This is a genomic window from Streptomyces sp. NPDC006197 (assembly GCF_040613865.1).
In the GTDB taxonomy this organism is placed as follows: Bacteria; Actinomycetota; Actinomycetes; order Streptomycetales; family Streptomycetaceae; genus Streptomyces.
Map to the genome: position 1 here is coordinate 1 of NZ_JBEXSZ010000110.1, position 18618 is coordinate 18618.

9 protein-coding genes and 1 pseudogene are annotated in these 18618 nt (G+C 76.3%); 9 read left to right on the forward strand and 1 reads right to left on the reverse strand.

The genetic code is table 11. The annotated features are described in order from the left end of the window. The 7 genes and pseudogenes from ABZ318_RS28220 to ABZ318_RS28250 form a co-directional block, all read left to right on the forward strand. A pseudogene (locus ABZ318_RS28220) lies at positions 1 to 1522 on the forward strand (hypothetical protein); the annotation flags it as partial. Next, the gene (locus tag ABZ318_RS28225; protein ID WP_356905282.1) at positions 1519 to 3171 is read left to right on the forward strand and encodes a hypothetical protein; all 1653 of its coding nucleotides are present in this window, start codon (positions 1519 to 1521) and stop codon (positions 3169 to 3171) included. The pseudogene ABZ318_RS28220 and the gene ABZ318_RS28225, both read left to right, overlap by 4 nt. After that, positions 3168 to 3842 (forward strand): Pycsar system effector family protein, encoded by a 675-nt coding sequence (locus tag ABZ318_RS28230; RefSeq protein ID WP_356905283.1) that lies wholly within the window; start codon positions 3168 to 3170, stop codon positions 3840 to 3842. The genes ABZ318_RS28225 and ABZ318_RS28230 overlap by 4 nt, the downstream gene beginning before the upstream one ends. Beyond that, positions 3839 to 6301, forward strand: coding sequence for a VWA domain-containing protein (locus ABZ318_RS28235; protein ID WP_356905284.1), 2463 nt, complete (start codon positions 3839 to 3841; stop codon positions 6299 to 6301). The genes ABZ318_RS28230 and ABZ318_RS28235 overlap by 4 nt, the downstream gene beginning before the upstream one ends. A 22-nt stretch (positions 6302 to 6323) precedes the next feature. Further along, a complete protein-coding gene (locus ABZ318_RS28240) occupies positions 6324 to 9989 on the forward strand; it encodes a tubulin-like doman-containing protein (protein ID WP_356905285.1) in 3666 nt (1221 codons plus the stop codon). Then, a complete protein-coding gene (locus tag ABZ318_RS28245) occupies positions 9986 to 12547 on the forward strand; it encodes a hypothetical protein (protein ID WP_356905286.1) in 2562 nt (853 codons plus the stop codon). Before ABZ318_RS28240 ends, ABZ318_RS28245 begins: the two co-directional genes overlap by 4 nt. After that, positions 12544 to 14850 carry a hypothetical protein gene (locus tag ABZ318_RS28250; protein ID WP_356905287.1) on the forward strand — a complete coding sequence of 769 codons (2307 nt, stop codon included), beginning with the start codon at positions 12544 to 12546 and terminating at the stop codon, positions 14848 to 14850. The genes ABZ318_RS28245 and ABZ318_RS28250 overlap by 4 nt, the downstream gene beginning before the upstream one ends. A 398-nt stretch (positions 14851 to 15248) precedes the next feature. Here the strand turns inward: ABZ318_RS28250 and ABZ318_RS28255 are convergent, their stop codons facing one another. Continuing rightward, positions 15249 to 15416 (reverse strand): hypothetical protein, encoded by a 168-nt coding sequence (locus tag ABZ318_RS28255; RefSeq protein WP_356905288.1) that lies wholly within the window; start codon positions 15414 to 15416, stop codon positions 15249 to 15251. A gap of 1170 nt (positions 15417 to 16586) precedes the next feature. On the opposite strand from ABZ318_RS28255, the gene ABZ318_RS28260 reads away from it, so the two are divergent. Together ABZ318_RS28260 and ABZ318_RS28265 are read left to right on the forward strand one after the other, a co-directional pair. Then, a complete protein-coding gene (locus ABZ318_RS28260) occupies positions 16587 to 17315 on the forward strand; it encodes a hypothetical protein (protein WP_356905289.1) in 729 nt (242 codons plus the stop codon). A gap of 70 nt (positions 17316 to 17385) precedes the next feature. Further along, positions 17386 to 18618: an arginine deiminase gene (locus ABZ318_RS28265; protein WP_356905290.1), complete on the forward strand. Its 1233-nt coding sequence runs from the start codon at positions 17386 to 17388 to the stop codon at positions 18616 to 18618.

Genomic DNA, 18618 nt, shown 5'->3' on the forward strand with positions numbered 1-18618 from the left:
CTCGGCCGCGCGTGTCGAGCAACTCACAGCACGTGCGGCCTGGGCGGCCGCCGTCTCCGGCCAGCCCGCCGAGGCCCTCGGCGCCGCGCGGGCGCTCGCCGCGCGCCCCGACGTCGTCCGGGCCCTCGGCCTGGAGGAGCTGCGGCCCCGCGAGGCCGCCCGGCTCGCCGACCACCTCGCCCGGCACTGGCGCGGCGAGATGACGGACGACCAACTCCTCGCCGAGTGCGCCGGGTTCGTGGCGGCCCAGGCCCGCGAGTGGTTCGCGGGCGCCGACCGCCCCGGCGTGCTCCCCGAGGCGCTCCCCGCCCTGAACGCCGGAGCGTTCCGGATCGCCGTCGCCGTCTTCGACGGGTCCGCCTACAGCCTCGCCGCCGAGGCCGCCGAACTCCTCGCCTGGGAACTCGCCGTCACCCTCGACCCCGAACAGGCCCCCGGACGGCGCCTGTTCGGCGCGCACGCCGAGCACCGCCCGATGCGGGCGCGCGCCGTCCTGGAGGACGGGGAACTGGACCTCGGCCCGGCGAAGGTGCCGGTGCGGGCCGTGCGCTTCCGGGGCGAGGCCCTCGCCGCCGCCGTCCTCGGCGAGGTCTGGCACGGCTACCACAACGTCCGCGGACCGGTGGCGCGCTGGCTGCGCGCCCTCTGCGACGACCCGCGCGCGGAGGTGTGGGTGCGGGCCTCCGTCGCCGCGGGCGTGCTCTGCTCCTGGGACTGGATCCACGGCTTCCGGGAGCTGATCGTGCCCCTCGCCGTGACGGACGCGCCCGTCACCCGGCTGGCGGCCGCGACCGCGCTCGCCGAGTCCGCCCGCGATCCCCGGATCAGGCCCGCCGTCGCCTCCGTGCTCAAGGACTGGGCCGTCTCCGGAGAGCCCGCCCTCGTCGGCACCGCCCTCCTCGCCCACGGCTTCGTCCTGGCCGCCGGGGACGTGCCCGGCTCGCTCGACGCCCTCGCCCGGGTCGTCAGGACGTGCGAGCCCACCGACGGCGAGGTGCTCGCGCCCGCCTCCTTCAGCGTGACCCGACTGCTCGCCTCCGGAGAACCCGAACCCGTCCTCCGACGGCTCCACCAGTGGCTCGAGGACGGCCGCATCAACCTCGCCAACCTGGTCCACCTCGCCGTCATCAGCGCGCTCGGCACCCGGACCACCCACCTGTGGGGACTGCGCGAGGTGCCCGAACTCGACGAGCACGCGGCCCGCCCCCTGCTCGTCGCGCTGCTCGCGACCCGGCCCGCCCTCGCGCCCGAACTCGCGCGGCTGCTGCGGCACACGCTCGCCACGGCCCGCTCGGGCGAGGCCGCCCTCGAAGCCCTCGGCGGTCTGCTCCGGCGTGCCGCGAAGGACCCCGGGGCGCTCGGGCACGTCTGCGCCTTCCTGCCGCGCCTCGCGGTGGAGCGCCGCGACCGGGACCGGCTCAGGGGACTGCTGAACGAACTGGTCCGGGACCGCGACCGGCCCCTGGACAGGAGCGCGGCGCGCCGGATGTGGGACGCCGTGACGGAAGGAGCGAACCGATGACCGGGCCCGAGCAGAACAGGAACGCGCGGCCGGACGAGCGGGCGCGGTGGGACGAACGGGACCACGACGAGCGGCAGCGACGCCAGGGCCGGGACGGCCGGGAGCGGCAGGGGTACGAGGGCCGGGAGCAGCAGGGGTACGAGGGCCGGGAGCGGCGGCGGTACGAGGACCGGCGCGATCGGCAGCGGTACGAGGACCGGCGCGATCGGCAGCGGTACGCGGGACAGAACGGCGGACAGCACCCCGGCGGCCGCGACGCGGACGAGGACCCGGACCTCGACCCCGACCCCGCGCGGGACGAGGAGGCGGAACAGGCGCGCGGCGCGGGGCGGCAGCGCCCGGCGGCCACCGGCGGGGCCACGGCCGCCGGACGGCCGCGCGGCCCCCTCATCGGCGAGTACGCGCCCCCGTACCGCCGCCGGAGCGGCCGGGTCGCCGCCGTCCTCCTCTACCGCAACGGCGGCCACCGGGTGGTCTGGCCGGACCGCGTCGAGGACGTCAACAAGCCCATGTTCGGCTCCCCTTACACCGTCTTCGAGGTACGGCTCGGCCGCAACGTCACCGAGTTCCGGCTCCAGCTGCCGGCCGCCGGGGACGGCGTCTTCTTCGACGCCGTCGCCAAGGTCCAGTGGGTGGTGACCGACCCGCACCTCGTCGTCCAGGAGCAGGTCGAGGACGTCGCCGAGCTGCTCCACGACGAACTCCTCGACGGCCTGCGCAGGCTCTCCCGGCGCTTCCGGATCACCGAGGCGCAGCGCGCCGACGAGGCCGTGCGCGAGGAACTCGCCGCCGGGCGCCTCAGCTTCGGCCGGGACATCGGGCTGCGCACCCGGGTCCTCGTCTTCATCGACCTCGACGACTCCGTCAAGGCCGAGGTCTCCCGGCGCGACCGGTTCGGCGTCACCATGGAGGCCGACGCGCGCGCCGCCGAGGCCGAGCGGCGCAGGGAGGCGGCGGACCGCGCCCTGGTCGCCGAGCGCGCCCGCGAGATGGAGGCCCTCTTCCGGCGCGGGGACCTCGCCCAGATCGCCCACCACATGGCGATGCACCCCGACAAGCAGTGGGAGATCCGCACCCAGCTCCAGCGGGAGCGGCGCGAGGGCCAGGACGACTACCTGAGGGTCTTCAACCGGCTCCTGGACACCGGCGTCCTGGAACGGCACGACATCGGCGAGCAGATGTACCAGGTGCTCATGTACCTGCGGTCCCAGACCGGCACCGTCCTCGGCGGCATCACCGACCGGGTCCTCAACCCCTCGGGCGACACCTCGCGGCGCCGGCGCGCCCTGGAGGAGGCCTCCCCCGAGCCGAGCGACCCGGACTGGGACGAGGACCACCGGGACGCCCCGCGCGGGGACGAGGAGCACGGCGAGGCCCCGCGCGACGCCCGGGTCTACGAGCCGACGCGCGTCGAGTCGGGCTCCGAACGGGAACGGGAGCGCGAGAGGGAGTGGGGGCGGGGGCGGTCGCGGGGCCGTCACGACGACGGGTTCGACGACGGCCGGGACCGGTACGAGCCGGACTCCTACGAGCGCAACGACCGGTACGACCGGGACGACCCGTACGACCGCGAGGGCCGCGACCGGCCGCGCCGGGGCGCCGGTCCCACCCGGCCCAGCTCCGACTTCGACGACTGGGACGACGAATGAGCACCCCGGACCAGACCCCCGACCGCGCCCCGGCTCCGGACCGCGCCCCGGCCCCGGCCCCGGACCGTGCTCCGGCCCCGGCCCCGGCGCCCGACCGTGCCCCGGCCCCAGACCGGGCCCCGGCGCCCGACCGGGCCCCCGATCCGGCCCCGGCGCCCGACCGCGCCCCCGATCCGGCCCCGGCGTCCGCGCCCGCCCCCGTACCGCCCGGGGAGATGCGGTTCATGGCCGAGCGGCTCCTCTCCACCGTGCGCGAGGACATAGGGCGGGCCGACACCAAGGCCGCCATCCTGCTCTCCGGCGCCCTCGCCTTCCTGGCGGTCGTGTTCTCCGGGGACCGCGCCCCGCTGCCCGCGGCCGGCACCGGACTCGTGCTGTTCCTCGCGGCGGGCGCGCTGTGGACGGCGGGGGTCCTGATGCTCGTCTCGGTGGTCCTGCCGCGCACCCGGATCGGCGCGGACCGCACGTTCCTGCGCGAGCTGACGGCCGGTCCGTCCGCGGCGGTGCTGCGGGAACAGCTCGGCGCGTCCGGCGCGGACGCCACCGACTGGCTCCTCGAACAGGCCGGCGTGCACGGACTCGTGCTCGCGGCGAAGTACCGGTGGCTGCGCCTGGGCGTGTCCGCGCTCGCGCTCGGCGCCCTCCTGGCCCTCTTCAGCGAACTGTGGTGAGAGAGAAGATGCACTGGACCAGCAAGGGAAGCGCCCTGCTCCTCGCCGGGGCGCTCCTCGCGCTCCCCGGCCCGCTCACGGCGCCCCCCGCCACGGCCGCCGCCGGGCCCCCGGGCGCGTCCCGCACGGCCGTCACCGCCGCGGGGGCCTCCGGCGCGTCTCGTACCACCGTCACGGCCGTCACCGCCGCGGCGGCGTCCGACCCCGCCGAGGGCCCCGACCCGCTCGACTTCGCCGTCGTCGTCGACCAGTCCGCGAGCCTGGCCGAGAAGGACCTGGCGCGCGAGACGGAGGCGGCCGCGCTGCTCAGCCAGGGCGAGATATCGGACCGCTCCCGGGCCACCGTCATCGGCTTCGGCAGCTCCGAGAAGCCCGGCCAGTCGCCCGTGAACGAGGTCTGCCCGCTCACCGTCGCCGACGCGGCGGGCCGCGAGCGGCTCAGCGCGTGCGTCCAGCGGCTGGGCCGCCGCGACGCCCGCACGGGCCCCGGTACCGACTTCCCGGCCGCGATCCGGCAGGCCGTCACCCGCCTCACGGAGGCCCGGCCCGCCACCGCGAAGACCCCGGCCGCGCCGAAGGTCGTCTTCCTGCTCACCGACGGCAGACTGGACGTCGCCGACAGCCCCGAGTACGGCACCGACCGGGACACCCGCCAGTCCAACGGGGCGCGGCGGCTCACCGAGGAACTCGCCCGCGCCCGGGCGGCCGGCGTCCAGATCTGGCCGCTCGGCTTCGGCAGCGAGATCGACCGCTCCGCGCTGACCGCCATGGCCGAGGGCGGCTACCGGGGCGCCTGCTCCGACGTCCCCGGCTCCGTCCCCCGCATGCGCGTCGTCGGCACCTCCGCCGAGATCGACAAGGCGCTCCAGGAGACCTTCGCCGCCGCCCGCTGCGCCCGGATCGCCCAGGGCACCGTCGGGAAGCCGCCCGCCGACCTGACCGTGACCATCCCGCCGATCGCCACCGACGGCTCCCTCACGGTCGCCAAGCACGACCCGAAGGTGCGGGTCACGTACTACGACCCGGCGGGCCGCAAGGTGCCCGTACGGGGCGAGTTCGACGGCTCGACCTTCGAGGTGAGCGGCCAGGACGGGCCGGTCGAGGCGCTGCGCGTGAAGGACCCGCTGCCCGGCCGCTGGCGCGTGCACATCGAGGCGCCGGAGGGCCACCGCGACCGGGAGGTCGCCGTCCGGGCCATCTGGCAGGGCCGCCTCCGCTCCGACGTCACCCTCGACCCGGCGTCCCCGCGCGCGGGGGAGAAGGTCACCGTGCAGGTGCGGATGCAGACCCGGCGCGGGGTCGTCATCACCGACCCGCGGCAGCTGGCCGGTCTCACGGCCTCGGCCGAGGTCGCCGGCGCGGGCTTCGAGCCCTTCGCCTTCCGGCTCGCCGACGACGGGCGGGCCCCCGACGCGAAGGCCGGGGACGTCCGTTTCACCGGCACGTTCACCCTGCCCGCCGGGGCCACCGGCGACCTGGAGCTCGCCACCCGCATGGCGGCGCCCGGCATCACCTCCGACCGGCGCCCGGTGCACGCCCGGCGCGGCCCGGACGTGCCGGTGCTGACCGCGGGGCTCGTCGTCGACCGCGTCACCGTGCACCCGGGCGGCACCGTCCGGGGCACCCTCGACGTCACCAACAACGACTCCGCCCCGCACACCCTGCGGCTCGCCCTCCAGGACCAGACGCCCGGCGCCGAGCTCACCGTCGCCCCGACCCCGGTGACCGCGCCCGCGGGCAAGAGCACCCGCATCCCCTTCACGGTGACCCTCGCCGCCGGCACGGCCCTCGGCGAACTGGGCGGCCGGGTCGCGGTCGTGGACACCGGCGACGGCGACACCGTCCTCGACACCGCCTTCCTGGACGTCCTCGTCGTGGCGCCGCCCACCTGGTGGGACCGCTGGTGGAAGGCCGTCACCGGCGGCGCCGTCGCCCTCCTCGTGCTCGCCGCCCTCGCCGGCGTCCGGCTCGCCGCCCGGCGCCGCCGCCGCGACCTCACCGGGGTCACCCTGGAACTGCGCGACGACGGCCGGTCCCTGCACTCGCTGACCATCCGCAGGGGGCAGAGCGAAGGCGGGACCTTCACCTTCACCGTCGACGAGCCGTACGGGGCGATGCCGATGCTCCGCGGTGTCCGCGGCACCGCCGCCTCCACCGCCCACGTGCTGCGCCGCACCGGCTCCGGCGAACTGCTGCTGCGCCCCCGGGGCGGCGGCCAGGTGCCGGTGAGGGCCGGGGAACCGGTCGGTCTCGGCGACCACGAACTCGTCGTACGGGGCGCGCGGACGCCCTCCCCGCGGACCCGCGACCTCCCGTGGTCCCGGCGCCCCCGCACCCCCCGGCGCACCGGACCCGGCACGGACACCGGCCTCGGCACCGGTACGGGAGCCGCACCGGGGACCGCCCCCGGGGCGGCCGGGGCCACCGGCGGGTCCGACACCTACGACGTGAACTTCTGAACGGGCACCGAGGAGAGACGACATGAAGATCTACCAGCCCATGCTCTTCGTCGGACTCGGCGGCACCGGCGGAAGGATCGGCAGCGAACTCGAACGGCAGCTGCGCCGGGAGCTGTGCGGACCCGACGGCACCGACCTCGTCGACGGCGGCCGCCGACTGCCCTTCCAGCTGCCCGACTGCCTCCAGTTCGTCTACGCCGACTTCAGCGAGGGCGAGCTGCTGAGCCAGCCCCAGTTCCGGGCCAAGGGCGCCGAGGGCGCCGCCTTCGCCCGCACCTCCCGCATGGTCCGCGACCTGCTGCCCACCGACTTCGACTCCTCGCCCGAGGTGACCCGCATGCTGCGCGTCTCCGTCCCCGAGGAGACCCGGCACTGGCTGCCGCCCCAGGCCCGCCAGCCGCGCGTCGCCCCCCTCAACAGCGGCGCCGGGCAGCTGCCGACCGTCGGCCGCGCCGCGCTCTTCGCGACCGTGCGCTCCGGCCTCGAACCCGTCCTGCGGCAGCTCCGCGAGGCGATCGGCGCCATCGGACAGGCGGCCGGCGACCTCAAGCGGGTCGGCGGCGGCCGCATCCGGGGCTGCGACGTCTTCGTCGCCTTCTCCGTCGCCGGCGGCACCGGCGCCGGCATCTTCTACGACTTCATCCACCTCATCGGGCACGAGTTCCGCAACGCCAAGGTCCCCGGCGTCAAGATCTACCCGCTCGTCGTCATGCCCTCCGCCTTCCCGCCCGAGGCCGGCGGCGGCCGCGAGGCCGAACTCAACGCCGCCCGCGCCCTCGTGGACCTCTCACGGCTCGTCGACGACCAGAACGTGCCCGACGCCCTCGAGACCTTCGGCGACGTCGAGGAGCGGGGCCGGCTCAGCGTCACCTATCCGGGCGACGGGGTCGTCGCCCTGCGCCCCGCCACCATGCAGACCGCCTTCCTCTTCTCCAAGCCGGCCGTCATCGGCACCGAGGACCTCCGCCGCTCCATCACCGCCATGGTGATGTCGCTCATCGGCACCGAACTCGGCGAGGACAGCAACTCGGTGAACCGCGCGGAGGACGACTACCAGTCCTTCGCCGCCAGCTTCATCAACAAGAGCGTGGAGCGTGCGACCCCGGCCCGTACCGGCATCGGCTACCGGGGCATGTCCACCAGCCTCGCCGCCTCCCTCACCGTCCCCGTCGACGACCTCGCCGAGATCGTCGCCGCCCGGCTCCTCGCCCAGGCCGTCCGCGGCATGTCCGAACGCGCCCGGCGGCCCGCCCGGGACGGCCAGGACCTCGTCCGGGACCTCTTCACCCGCTCCGGCATCGGCCGTCTGTGGAGCCGCGAGGCACCGGACGTGCCCCTGCCCGAGCAACTGCCCCGGGGCAGCCGCGACATCACCCAGGAACTCCGGCGGCGGCTTGGCGACATGGAGGATTCCCTCCAGCGCCTCGACGTCCAGCTCTCCCGCGAGATCCCGCGCCTCACCGAGGACTTCAGGCCGGGCGCGGGAGCCCGCGAACTCCTCGGCATCATCGGCCCGTTCCAGCTGGAGACCGTCCTCGCCGGACTCCCCAGCCACCCCGACCGGGTGGCCAGGGAAGGCTTCACCGGCATGCTCGACAACCGGCGCAACGACCCCGAACGGCCCCCGAACGTCCAGACCGCCGCCCCCAACATCCCCCACATCAAGCGCAGCGTCGGCGGAGTCGTACCGGCCCGGTGGACCGACCCCGACGTCCAGGACACGCTCGCCGCGCAGCAGGCCTGGTACCAGTGGCGCGCCCGCGTCCTCTGGCACCGCGGCTGGCAGGCCGGCGAGGCCCAGTGGCGGCCCTCCCTCAACCGCGTCACCAACGAGGTCGCCGAACTCACCAAGGTGCTCCGCGCCCACGAACAGGACGAGGCGAAGTCCTTCGCCGACAGCCGCCGCGAGCTCTACCGCGACGACCGCGCCGGCATCGCCTACCTGCTGCCCCCGCAGAACACCCTGCGCGCCTTCTACGACGACGTCGTCGACCGGCTCGCCCAGAGCGAGGGCCTCCCCGAGGCCACCGACGCCGCGACCCTCCTGGACCGGCTCGTCGGGCCCGACGACTGGCGGCGCGCCCTCGACGCGGTCCGCCGCTCCTCCGGGGCGGCCGTGAAGGAGATCAAGCAGGTCGTCGAGCGGCGGGTCAAGCGCCTCTTCGGCGAGGCCAACGAGGACGTCTTCGCCCGCCCCCTGCTGCCCTCCATGGAACTGCTGCTGCGGGCCGCCGCCGGCGACGAGACCGCCGAGGCGAAGGTCGACCCGCGCTGGCTCGACCAGTTCCGCGCCCGGCTCGCCGGACTCCTCCCCGTCGGCTTCGTCCCGGACGGCAGCGGCCCGCTCAAGATCCTCATCGTGCACCCGGCGAGCGAGTCGGACGGCCGGGCCGCCGGCTTCCTCTCGCAGGAACTCAACCTGCCCGCCCGGGTGTTCCCCGAGTGCCGGGCCGTCGACACCGACTCCATCACCGTCGTCTTCTTCCGCAGCGGCATGAACCTCACCGACATCTCCGAGGTCCGCAGCGTCCTCAGCCTCTGGTCCGAGGCCCGCGACTCCGGCGGCGAGGACGACTTCCTGCACTGGCGCCAGCGGCTCGGCTACCAGGACGACTGGCTCGTCTCCACCGAACCGGACCGGCAGCGCATCCTCCACCGGCTGCTCTGCGCGATGTGGAACGGCCACATCGCGGCCGAGGGCCCGGCCGACTCACCCCACCTCGTCCGGATCAGCCTCCAGGACGGCGAGTCGGCGACCATGTCGCTGCGCCTGGAGGGCTTCGACGGCTCGCTCTCCAGCTGGGCGGGGCTGCTGCGCGCGTACGAACGCTCGGCGCTGCTCGACGAGGGGCAGATCATCGAGCAGTTCTGCGAACGGCTCATGCGCGCCCTGCCCAAGGGCCTCGCCCAGGTCCCGGCGCCGCCTTCACGGCTCTTCACCCACTTCGTGGAGAACATCGCCCCGCGCCAGCTCCGCCTGATCGACGAGATCGCCGCCGAGTACGGCCCGGCGGACAGCGAATGGCTGGCCCCGCTCCGCCACCTCTGGGAGGTCACCTACCCGGGCGCCCTCGACATGCGCTTCCCGAGCGCGGCCCGCGCGACCCGCGCGAGCCTCCGCGCCCTGTACGAACGCCACGCGCCGCGCCAGGGCCGCCCGCAGAGCAGGCGACCCGACCCCCTCCCGAGGGCCCGCCGGGAGCCCGATCCGCGCACCGGCCCCGATCCGCGCCCGGGGCACGGACCGCGCCCCGGGTACGGACCGCGCCCCGGGTACGAGGAGGGCGCACGGTACGAGGAGGGGACCGGGTACGGCCCACGGCCCCCGCGCGGACCCCGCCCCGCACCCGAGGACGACGCCGGGCACGGGCCCCGGCCCCGGTACGACGACGGGTACGAGCCCCGACCCCGGTACGACGACGGCGCCGGGCACGGGCCCCGCCCCGCGCCCGAGTCCCGACCCGGGTACGAGGACGACGCCGGGTACGAGGACGGCGCCGGGTACGACGACCGCGCTCGGCGCGACCCGCGGGCCGGGTACGCGAGCCGGCCCGCCCCCTCGACGCCGTCCGCCTACGAGGGGGACTGGGAGCTGGAGCCCGAGCCGGACTTCGGGCCCGCGTACGAGGAGGACTTCGGGGCCGACGACGAGCCGTACCGCCGCGACCGGGACGGTGAGGAGGAGTGAGCCCACGCGTCCCTCCTGTTCTTCCCGAACGGCCGCTGCCGGGCCACGCCGTCTGCCTCGACCTGCGCACGCCGCCCGCCGGGGCGCACGACGCCGAGGCAGCCGTCCGCGCGGCCCTGGACGTCCCGCAGCCCGGCGGCGAGCGGCGCTTCCTCGTCGTCGACGAGGCCGACCGGCTCGTCGCCCACCAGCTGCTCTACGAGCGCCTCTCCTCCTACGGGCCCGCGCACGTCGTCTGCCTGGCGGTCGGCGCCCGGGGCGAACGGACCCTGAGCCGCTCCCTCACCCTCCGCCCGCCCGCCGCCGGCGTCCTGTGGGTCTTCGACTCCACGGAGGACGGCGTGCCGGGCGAGGCCGTGCTGCGCCCGCTCGTCGACGTCCTGTCCACGCCGGAGGTCTTCGACGCCGTCCTGCGCGCGCTGGGCGAGGTGGTGCACGGCGTCGCCGTGCCCGCCGTGCGGGTCCTGGAGCACGACCTCACCGACGAGGCCAGGGCGCGGGCCTGGCGGCAGGCCGTGGAGGGGCTCGCCGGACCGGACGTCCCGGCCGGGAGCATCTCCGCCGAGCAGGTGCCCGGCGCGCTCGCACTCCTCCTCGACGAGGGCGTGCCGCGCTCCCTGTCCGGGCACCGGTGGCTGCCGCCCCAGGGCCGGGCGGGAGCCAGGCTCGCCGCCTGTGACGCGGCGGTCGGCGAGGCCGTCGAGGGCTACCACCGGGTCCGGGGCTCGGCCGGTCTCCTCACCGGAGCCGGCCGGAGCGTCGACCTGCCGGGGGACCTGGAGCGGGTGACGGAGGAGCTGGACCGGTTCCGCACCGCCGTCGCGGACGCGTTCGGCGCGGCGGGCGGCACCCGGCTCACCGCCGAGCACCGGGGGGTGCTGCGCGACCGGGGCGTCGAACTGCCGGAGCTGCCGCGGGAGATCTCCCGGGCCGGGATCGTCCCGGCGCTGCGCGACCTCACCCACGACCTGATCGGCAAGGGGCTGCCGCTGCGGTCCGTGGCGGCCCGGCTGTCCGCGCTGTCCGCGCGCACCGCACCCGTGGGCAGCGCGGCCCGCCTCGCCCGGCTCGACGCGATCTGCGGTCCCGAGCGGCTGCGGCGGCTCGGCGCCCGGTACCCCTTCACGGCGGGCGGTTCGCGCCCCGCGGCCTTCGCCGTCACCGGGCTGCTCGCGCTGCTCGCCGGCGTCTGGCCGGTGCTCGGCTGGGTCCTCGGTCCGGCCGTCGGCGTCCTCGCCGCCGGGCTCGCGCATCTGATGCTGCGGCGCAGGCCCAACCGTTCGCCCGACGGTCGGATCGACGGCGGCGGGGCCACGGGCGCGGCGCCCCGGCTCTTCGGCGGCCTGCTTGGCGGTCTCGTGGGGGCGGGCCTCGGCTCGTTCCTGGACCTGCCCGTCTGGGCGCCGCCGGTGGCGGCGGCCGTGGCCGTGGCGGCCGTCGTGCTGCTCGCGCTGCGCGACTGGAGCCGGGCCGTGGACGAGTGGTGGGCGCGCGCGGACCCGGAGGAGGCCTGGCGGATCCTGCGGGAGATCCAGGAGCTGGTGGTCACGACCGCCGTGCACGACTGGCTCTTCGCCGAGGTGCGGCACCACTGCTCGACCGGGGCGGGAGCCGTCGCCGGGCTGCTCCGGGGCCTCGCGGAGACCGCCGAGGCGCACGGGCAGCCGCACGCGGTGCGGAAGGACGACCGGCCGGAGGCCGAGCCGCCGCCGGCCCGGGAGACCGGGGCGGCGTCCTGGAGCTGGGAGGACTGGCGGGACGACGGGGACGACTGGGGGGAGGGGACGGAGGCCTGGGGGGACGGCGCGGAGGACGAGCTCTGGTCCGACCCGGCCGGGGGGACGGCCGGGCCCGCCGCCCCCGAACCCCCGTCCCCGTCTCCGTACGACCCGCCCGGCCGGGACACCGGAGGCTCCCTCGACGGACCGCCGTCCGGCCCCGCGCCCGGCTGGCTGGAGCGGCGGTACGGGGACGGGGGCCCCGCGCTCGTCGACACCCTGGTCGGCGACCTGGTCGCCGGGACCGTCCTGATCCTCGACCGGTGCTGGGCGGGCATCGAGCGCGACCCCGGCGCCCTCGCGCGCGCCGGTCACGAGCAGCGGCTCTCCGAGCTCCTGGACGAGACCCGGCTCCGTCTGGAGCGGGACGTGGCCGCCTCGCCGCCGCCCCGGTACGAGGGCCTCCGCGACCCCGACGCGCTCACCTCCCTCGCGGTGTTCACCGACCGTTCCGACCGGCCCGACGCGGCCCGTCTCACCGGCGTCGCCGCCGACGCGGTGGCCCGGCTGCTCCTGGCGGAGGACGACCCCGGCCGTACGGTCGCGCTGTGCGGCCCCGAGCACCTGCGGCTGCTCTCCCACGATCCGCTCGCGGCCCGTCAGGTCCGCTTCGTGCCCGAGGCGATGCGGCGCGGCGCCGCCGGGGACGACATCTGGCGGGGCACCGCCGAGGACGTGGTGTGGACCGGCGCGGGACGGCACGCCGGCATCCTCCGTCTCGTACCGCTGCGCGCGGACGTCGTGCACACCGTCCGCGCCGAGGAGGCGGGAGAACCGTGACCGACCCGAACCACCCGAGCGACCCGAACCGTCCGAAGGGCCCGGGCGACCCGAGCGACCCGAACCGTCCGAAGGGCCCGGGCGACCCGGGCCACCCGAACCGGCCGACCGGGCCGGACCACCCGGGCGACCTGAACCAGCCGCTCGGGCCGGACCACCCCGACCACCTGAGCGAGCCGACCCCGCCGTCCCATCCGTACTACCAGGAGCTGGAGTTCCTCACTCCCCGCGAGGCGCCGGTGCGCTTCGCCGTGCGCTACGGCGAGGACCGCCGGCCGCCCGGCCGTCCCGGGGTCCTCGCGCGCCGGGCGACCCTGGGCGCGGGCGCGCACGTCCTCCAGTACCGGCTCGCGTCGTCCGCGCAGGGCGACCCGCACGCCTACGCCCTCCTCGAACGGGAGGCGGCGGCCGCCGTCGCCCTCGAACGCCGCTACGGCGGCGCGAAGTTCGGCGCGGTCTTCGCCAGGATCGTCGGATTCGACCTGACCGCCGCCGAGCCCTTCGTGCTGTACCGGCCGCCGTCCGGACGCCCGCTGTCCGAGTGGGCCGGGCGGCTCGGCGCCGAGGACCAGGAGCGCATCACCGGCCAACTCGCCATGGCCGTACGGCTCCTGGACGGGGCCGACCTCGTGCACCGGGCCATCGCCCCCGACACCGTACGGTGGGACGGCGCCCGGGTCCGGCTCTGCGAACCGTACGCCGCGCAGCGCGCCGGGGAGGCCCGCGAACCCTTCGGCGGCGCCCCCTGGGCCTCGCCCGAACAGCGCGCGGGCCAGGGCGTCGCCGACCCGCGCGACGACCTGTGGTCCGTCGCCGAACTGGCCTACTACCTCCTCTCCGGCCGCCCCGACCGCGGCGAGGGACCCCCGGCCGACCTCGCCGACTACCGGCGCCTGGCCGCCCTCGGACAGAGCGGGCTCTTCGCCGCGCGCGCGGCGGACCGGCCCCGGCCGGCCGAACTCATGCGGCTCCTGCACGTCCCCGACCCGCTCGCCACCGGCATCGGGGCGGCCGACCCGCTCGACCGGTGGCGCACCGAGTACGACCACCAGATCGCCAGGAAGCGCGCGGCCACCGGCGGCGCCCCGCCCCCCGTGGAGGCGGAAGGACCGCCCCCGCCGGACCCACGGCCCTCGCGCCCCTCCCTCCGCGACCGGATCTTCGGCGGCGGAGGCGACGCCTTCCGGCCCGCCGCCCCCGCCGTGACGCCCGAACCGGCGCCGCCCCCGCCGCCGCGCGGCCGCATGTGCCCGCACTGCCTGCTCCCCGTCGAGTACGACGAACGGCTGCTCGTCACCATCGACGCCAAGGGCAACCGGATCCCGCTCGACCTCAGCGCCGAACGCCGCCCCGGCCACGTCGCGGACGCCCTGCGCAAGGCCTACCACCTGTGCCCGCACACCGTGGACGGCGACGAGGAGCACGAACTGCCCGTCCCCTACCTCACCAACGGCGAACCGCTCTCCGTCGCCCTCGTCGGCAGCTCCTCCGTCGGCAAGACCCACCTTCTCGCCGCCATGCTCGGCGAGGTCGAACTCGGCGGCCTCGAACCGTACGGACTCAAATGCCGGCCGCTCAACCCCGAAGCGCACCGCACCTATCTGCGCGAACGGGTCCAGAGCCTCCAACAGGGGCGGCAGCTCGGCCGTACCGGACAGCAGACCTTCGCGCGGTTCGCCGACGGCCTGCTCGTCTCGGCGGGCGGCGCGCAGCCCCGCCCCGTCGTCTTCTTCGACCTCGCCGGCGAGGACCTCGCCCAGGACGGGGAGGTCGGCCGCTTCCTCATGGGCGTCGACGCCTTCGTCTTCGTCCTGGACCCGCTGCGCGCCCTCCGGCTGCCCGGACTCGACCCGGTGCGCGAACAGAGCGGGCTGCGACGGCGCGACCTCGGCGACGAGGCCTTCACCACCGTGCTCAACCGCATCCCCCGGCAGCGCGGCGGACTCGTCGCCGCGCCCGCCGCGCTCGCCGTCAACAAGAGCGACCTCGTCCGCTTCGAACCCGTCGTCGACCGCTGGCTCGGCCGGGCGCTGCCCGGCCGCCACGACCCCGCCGCGCTCCGCGAGGAGAGCCGGGACGCGTACGCCTTCCTCGCCCACCACGCCAGCGCCGCCTGGCTCAAGCCCTTCGACGACTGCGCCGACTGCACCCTGCACTTCGTCGCCGCCACCGGAGGGCAGGCGCGCGGCGACCGATTCCCGCACGGGGCCCGGCCGCGCCGGGTCCTCGCGCCGCTGCTGTCGCTCTTCGCCCTGTGCGGGCTGCTGCCCGGGGCGGAACCCAGGGAGGGGATCGTCCGATGACACGGACGGAGAACGAGGCCGACCAGATCGTCTTCCGCTGGGACAGCGAGAACCTCACCGGCAACACCGGCTTCGGGCCCGTCGCCTGGTCCGGGCCCCGCGACGAGACCGAGAACCTCTTCCAGCTCTCCGGCCCCGTGCTGCGGGCCGGCGGGGACGAGACCCGGCCGGCCCTGATCCGGCTCCGGCGGCGCGACCACGTGATGCTCATCCGGCGTGCGCCCTTCACGGACGCCGACGGCAGGACGTCCGTGCTCTGCCACGCCCTCGTCGGCGCGCCCGCCCTCCTCGCCCCCGCCGTCTGCCTCGGGCTCCACGGCTGGGACTGGGACGGCGCCGCCGCCGCGAACGCCGCCGAGGCGCGGGGTCCGCTGCCGGTGGTCCCGGCGGAGGCCCTCCTACCCGCCGCGAGCCGCCGGGGCCCGGCGGAGCTCGACCGGCTCCTGCCGTACGCGGCCGAGGAACTCGTCGGCGCGGTCGCGGAGTTCCTGCGCCACCCCGACGACCTGTTCACCGTCCTCGACGAACGGGGCGACACCGCCTGCCCCGTCCTGTGGGGGCTGCACGGCATGCTCGGCGCGCTCAGCAGACGACCGTGGACCTTCGCCACCCACGACACGGCCGAACTTCCCTCGCTCCGTTTCGTGTTCGTCGGCCGCTGGTCCGGCGCGGCGAGCCGCAACACCGAGCGGCGCCGCGTCGACCCGCGCGAGCGGTGCGGCGACCGGGCGGAGGAGGTCGCGGCCCGGCTCGTCCGCCACCACCTGTGGGAGGTCGAGGAGGGGAAGGGCCGCGACCGCGTGATCGGCAGAGCCCTCCGCACCGCCGCCGCCACCTACCGGGGCACGCTCCTGGAAACGGCGTCCCGGGCCGCCGACCGCCTGGACGCCGTCGACCCCCGCACGAACGCCTCCCACCGGGGAAACCCGCTCCCACCGGAGCCCGAGGACCGGGGGACACCGCCTTCCTGGGACCGGACCGCACCGACCCCCCGCCCCGGGGCCGGACCGGGCCACGGGACCGGCGGCGCTCGACGGGACCGGACCACGCCGCCCCTCGGGTACGAGGACGCACGGGACCCTCGGGGCGAGGACGCGCCGGGCGCCGGGTACGGGGGGCGCGGGGAGCAGACCCCGCCGGGCTCTTGGGACGAGGGCACCGGCGGTCGCCGGGAGCAGCCCCCGCCGGACCCCCGGGACGAGGACGTGCGAGGTGCCGGGTACGACGGTGCCGGGGGCCGCCGGGATCCGGACCCCCAGTACTTGGACCCTAGGAACTCGGACCCTAGATACCCGGGCCCCCAGTACTCGGGCCCCCAGCACCCGGACCCCCAGCACCCGGACCCTAGGCACTCGGACCCTAGGCACTCGGACCCCCGGCACCCGGACCCTAGGAACCCGGACCCCCGGCACCCCGGCTCGTCGGATCCCCGGCGGCTCGGCCCGGGGAGTGACGGGTACTCCGACCCGTCGGGCTCGCGGTACCCGGCCGTCCCCGGGACGGGACGGGTGGGGCGCCCCGCTCCGCCCGGCCCGCGTCCGGACTCCGACGGCGCGCGGGAGGCCTCGTGGGCCCCGGACGGGCGCGCACCCGAGTCGTCGGCCGACCCCGGTCGGGCGCCCGCGTACCCCCCCGAGCCCCCGCTGCCGCCCGCACCTCCCTCCGCTCCCGTACCCCAGCCCCCGTCCGCCCCCCGCCCCGCCGACGGGCCCCGCCCGGTCGTCTACCCCCGGCCCGTGCTGCCGGTCGTCGGGCCGCAGTGGACCGGGCCCGGCAAGGGCGTGCGGCGGCGGCCGCGGGGGCGGGAGGCCGAGACCTCGCTCGTGCACAAGCTGCCGACCGTGCGGAGCGTGGAGGAGGCGCGGGAGCTCGTCGTGAAGGGCGGCAGCCGTGAGCTCCTGGAGGCGCTGCGCCGGCCCCATGCGTACGCCGTCGTCACCGTCCTGCTCCGGGAGGTCGCCCGGCGCCTGCCGTCCTGGGGCCATCCGATGCGCCGGGAGCTCTGCGAGGTGGCGATCGCCCGGGAGCTGTGGGCCGTCCCGCCGCCCACCGCGCGGGACGACCCCTCCGAGCCGCCGGAGGAGCAGCGCGCGGCCAACGCCGCCGAGCTGCACCGCTGGGCGGTCCGCCCCCTGCTCGGCGGCGGCGACGCCCCGGTCGGTACGGTCGCCGAACTGCTGTCGCGGCTCCGTACGAGCCCGGAGCCGTCCGCCCGGGAGGCGTTCTGGCTGATCGTCGACGGGGAGAGCCCGGGCCTGCCGGACGCGGTCTGGCTGACGCTCCTGAAGGAGGCGTACGGCCTGCCGCGCACCGCGCACCGCCCGGGCCCCCCGTCCCCCGCGCCCGCCGCCCCGGACGACCCCGGCAACGGCTACACCCGCCGTTTCCTGCGCCGGGCCGCCTTCCTGATCGGGGGTCTGCTCGTCGCGATCGTGCTGATCGGCGTGGTCCAGTGGGTCACGTGACCGCGAGGGGCCCCGGGGCGAGCACGCCGAAAGGCGGGCCGGGGCCGCCCGGCTCCGTCAGGATGGACGCATGGGATTCCATGTCGATTCCGAGACCGGGCGGCTGCGCCGCGTCATCCTGCACCGGCCCGATCTGGAGCTGAAGCGGCTCACTCCGTCCAACAAGGACGCCCTCCTCTTCGACGACGTGCTGTGGGTGCGCCGGGCCCGGCAGGAGCACGACGGCTTCGCCGACGTGCTGCGCGACCGGGGGGTGGAGGTGCACCTCTTCGGGGACCTGCTGCGCGAGGCCCTGGAGGTGCCGACGGCCCGCGCGCTGGTCCTCGACCGGGTCTTCGACGAGAAGGAGTACGGGCCGCTGGCCGCCGACCACCTCCGCGCGGCCTTCGACTCGTTGGACGCCGCCGCGCTCGGCGAGGCACTGGTCGGCGGCATGACGAAGCGGGAGTTCCTGGCGGCGCACCGGGAGCCGACCTCGGTCCGCTTCCACGCCATGGACCTGGACGACTTCCTCCTCGGACCGCTGCCGAACCACCTCTTCACCCGGGACACCTCGGCCTGGATCTACGACGGCGTCTCCATCAACGCCATGCGCTGGCCGGCCCGGCAGCGCGAGACGGTGCACTTCGAGGCGATCTACAAGCACCATCCGCTGTTCACGGGCCCGCAGGCGGGTGCCTTCCACCACTGGTCGGAGGGGCAGTCGGACTATCCGTCGACGATCGAGGGCGGGGACGTCCTGGTCATCGGCAACGGCGCCGTGCTGATCGGGATGAGCGAGCGGACGACGCCGCAGGCGGTGGAGATGCTGGCCCGGGGGATGTTCGCGGCGGGGTCGGCGCGCACGATCATCGCGTTGGACATGCCGAAGCGGCGGGCGTTCATGCACCTGGACACGGTGATGACGATGGTCGACCAGGACACCTTCACGCAGTACGCGGGTCTGGGGATGCTCCGCTCGTACACGATCGAGCCGGGGGACGCGGGGCAGTCCCTCCGGGTCACCGACCATCCGCCGGAGCAGATGCACGGTGCCATCGCGGCGGCCCTCGGGCTCCAGGACATCCGGGTGCTCACGGCGACCCAGGACGTGCACGCGGCCGAGCGGGAGCAGTGGGACGACGGGTGCAACGTGCTGGCCGTGGAGCCGGGGGTGGTCGTCGCGTACGAGCGGAACGTCACGACGAACACGCACCTGCGCAAGCAGGGCATCGAGGTGATCGAGATCCCCGGCAGTGAGCTGGGCCGGGGGAGGGGCGGTCCGCGCTGCATGAGCTGTCCGGTGGAGCGGGACGCCGCCTGA